Here is a 2355-nt window from a genome sequence, read left to right as displayed (position 1 = left end):
GCACGAAAAACACGACGACCGGTTCGCCGCGCAGCGTCGCGTCGACACGCACGCCCGCGCCGCCATCGGCCAGCGCGTCCGATGCGCACACGCGCACCGCGTCGACGACGGAGAACCCGCTCATGCGTATTCGCGCAGCCAGCCGGCCAGCGCGTCGACGTCCGGCGCGACGAAGCGCGGCGCCAGTGCAGCGAGCGCATCGGCGGGATGCGAGCCGTACGCGACGCCGATCCCTGCCGCGCCCGCGCTCGCGGCCATTTGCAGGTCGTGCGTCGTGTCGCCGATCATCACGGTGCGCGCGAGATCCTGACCCAATTCACGGGTCAGCTCCTGCAGCATCGCGGGATGCGGCTTCGAAAACGTTTCATCCGCGCAGCGCGTCGCATCGAACAAACTCGTCAGCTTCGCCTGGTCGAGCGCGCGGTTCAACCCGACCCGACCCTTGCCGGTCGCGACCGCCAGCAGGTAACCGGTGCCGCGCAATTCCTCGAGCAGCTCGCGCACGCCGCCGAACAGCTCGATGTGCTGATCCTTGATCAGGTAGTGATACCGGTAGCGCTCCGCGAGGCGCGGATAGTCGGATGGATCGAGGGTCGGAGCGGTAATCTGTAACGCATCGCGCAGACCGAGTCCGATCACGTAACGCGCCGCCTCGTCGGACGGCGTGGGCAAACCGAGATCGCGGCACGCGGCCTGGATGCTGTAGGCGATGTGCGCCGTCGAATCCATCAACGTGCCATCCCAGTCGAAGACGATCAGATCAAATTGCTGTCGGGACATGCGGTTCAAGCGGTATCGCGCAAAGCGCTCAGTTGATCGAGAAAGCGCCGGCATTCGTCCGGCAGCGGCGCGTCGAACTGCAGCGCCTCGCCGGTCAGCGGATGGACGAGCCGCAACCGGTGCGCATGCAGGAACATCCGCTTCAGCGACGGCTGCGCGTTCGCCCGCGACAGCGCCTTGTTCAGTGCGAAATCGCCATATTTGGCGTCGCCGGCGATCGGCAGGCCCAGATGCGCGAGGTGCACGCGAATCTGATGGGTCCGTCCCGTTTTAAGTTCCGCCTCGAGGAGCGCGTACTCCGGCCAGCGCTCGACAAGATTGAACACGGTGTGCGACGGCAATCCGTCGTCCTGCACGCGCACCCGGCGCTCCCCTTCCGGGGTCGTGTACTTGAAAAGCGGCGCCTTCACCGCACGGCGGCGGCCCCAGTCGGACTGCCACTCGCCATGCACGCAGGCGTAGTAGCGCTTGTCCATCCGGTTCTCCCGGATCTGCTCGTGCAGGCCCACCAGCGCGGAGCGCTTCTTCGCGAGCATCAGGATGCCGGATGTCTCGCGATCGAGACGATGCACCAGTTCGAGGAACTTCGCGTGCGGACGCGCCTGCCGCATCTGTTCGATCACGCCGAACGCGACACCGCTGCCGCCGTGCACCGCGACGCCCGCCGGCTTGTTGATGACGAGTATCGCGTCGTCCTCGAACAGCACGTCGAAATGCGCGGGCGGCACGACCGGCGTGTCGGCGCGCGCGAGGTCCGCGGCGGCCACGCGCACCGGCGGCACGCGCACGACGTCGCCGTGGGCGAGCCGGTACTGCGCATCGACCCGACCCTTATTGACGCGGACTTCCCCGCTTCGCAGGATCCGGTAAATATGGCTTTTCGGCACGCCTTTGCAGACGCGCAACAGGAAGTTGTCGATACGCTGACCTGCAGCGCTGTCGTCGATCTCGATCATCGAGACCTGGCCACTTGCGACCGATTTCTGGGATATTTTGCCTAACTCATTCATACTGAATATAATTTTGCCCAGCCTGACGTAGCGGGCGGCCTGACCGGCCGCTTCCGGACGGATTGGGCGAGGCGCAAGCGCAAACCGTCATTTTACTTGCGCCGAGGGCGTGCTGCTCGCCCCGAATAAAGAGAAGCAGCAAAGTTGCACGCACGGCGCCGGCCGCCGGCAAGGATCGCGCCCACAGGCGGATTCGGTCGGCAAGGCGCCGCGGTAACGGAATGTTGGTTGAAAAGAATTTAATTGGCAGCCCCGGCGGCGCGCGATGCGCGTGCGCACAGGCTGCCGGTTGCGAATATTACGGCGTTGCGCCCGATTGGGTTTCGCGAAGCGTGCGGAACCAGGCGACGTCAAAACTAGGAAGAACACCCCAGGCGGGAAAGTCGGGCTGGATTCGATACTCCCCGCTGCGGCCCAGCCGCAGCATCTGCCGCCGAGCGACGCGCGCGACTCATTGCGACGCGCCCGCGGCAGGCGTCTCGTCGGGCAACGGGGTTTCGTCGAGGTCGGGCGACACGACGTCGAATGGCACGCAAAGCCGCTCGAGCAGCGCGCGGCGGTAGCG

Annotated in this window: 2 protein-coding genes and 2 pseudogenes; all 4 read right to left on the bottom strand. The window is 65.9% G+C overall.

Annotated features, from left to right (window positions below; translation table 11 throughout):
* Window positions 1-124: pseudogene (locus KH616_RS24235) on the bottom strand (Rieske (2Fe-2S) protein); the annotation flags it as partial.
* Window positions 121-780, bottom strand: a complete 660-nt coding sequence (locus tag KH616_RS24230) for an HAD-IA family hydrolase (RefSeq protein ID WP_292253749.1) — start codon at window positions 778-780, stop codon at window positions 121-123. The gene KH616_RS24230 and the pseudogene KH616_RS24235, both read right to left, overlap by 4 nt.
* Window positions 781-785: 5 nt before the next feature.
* Entirely contained in the window at window positions 786-1790 is a 1005-nt protein-coding gene (locus KH616_RS24225) for an RluA family pseudouridine synthase (protein ID WP_292253746.1), read from the bottom strand.
* Between the two features lie 460 nt (window positions 1791-2250).
* Window positions 2251-2355 (bottom strand): annotated as a pseudogene (locus KH616_RS24220) (septum formation inhibitor Maf); the annotation flags it as partial.

The sequence above is a fragment of the Burkholderia sp. genome (assembly GCF_018375725.1).
GTDB lineage: Bacteria > Pseudomonadota > Gammaproteobacteria > Burkholderiales > Burkholderiaceae > Burkholderia.
This window is presented reverse-complemented; position numbering and strand designations above follow the sequence as displayed.

Excerpts from the sequence above, each read along its gene's own strand:
- KH616_RS24225 (WP_292253746.1), bottom strand. The coding sequence starts at position 1,790 with ATGAATGAGTTAGGCAAAATATCCCAGAAATCGGTCGCAAGTGGCCAG.
- KH616_RS24230 (WP_292253749.1), bottom strand. The coding sequence starts at position 780 with ATGTCCCGACAGCAATTTGATCTGATCGTCTTCGACTGGGATGGCACG.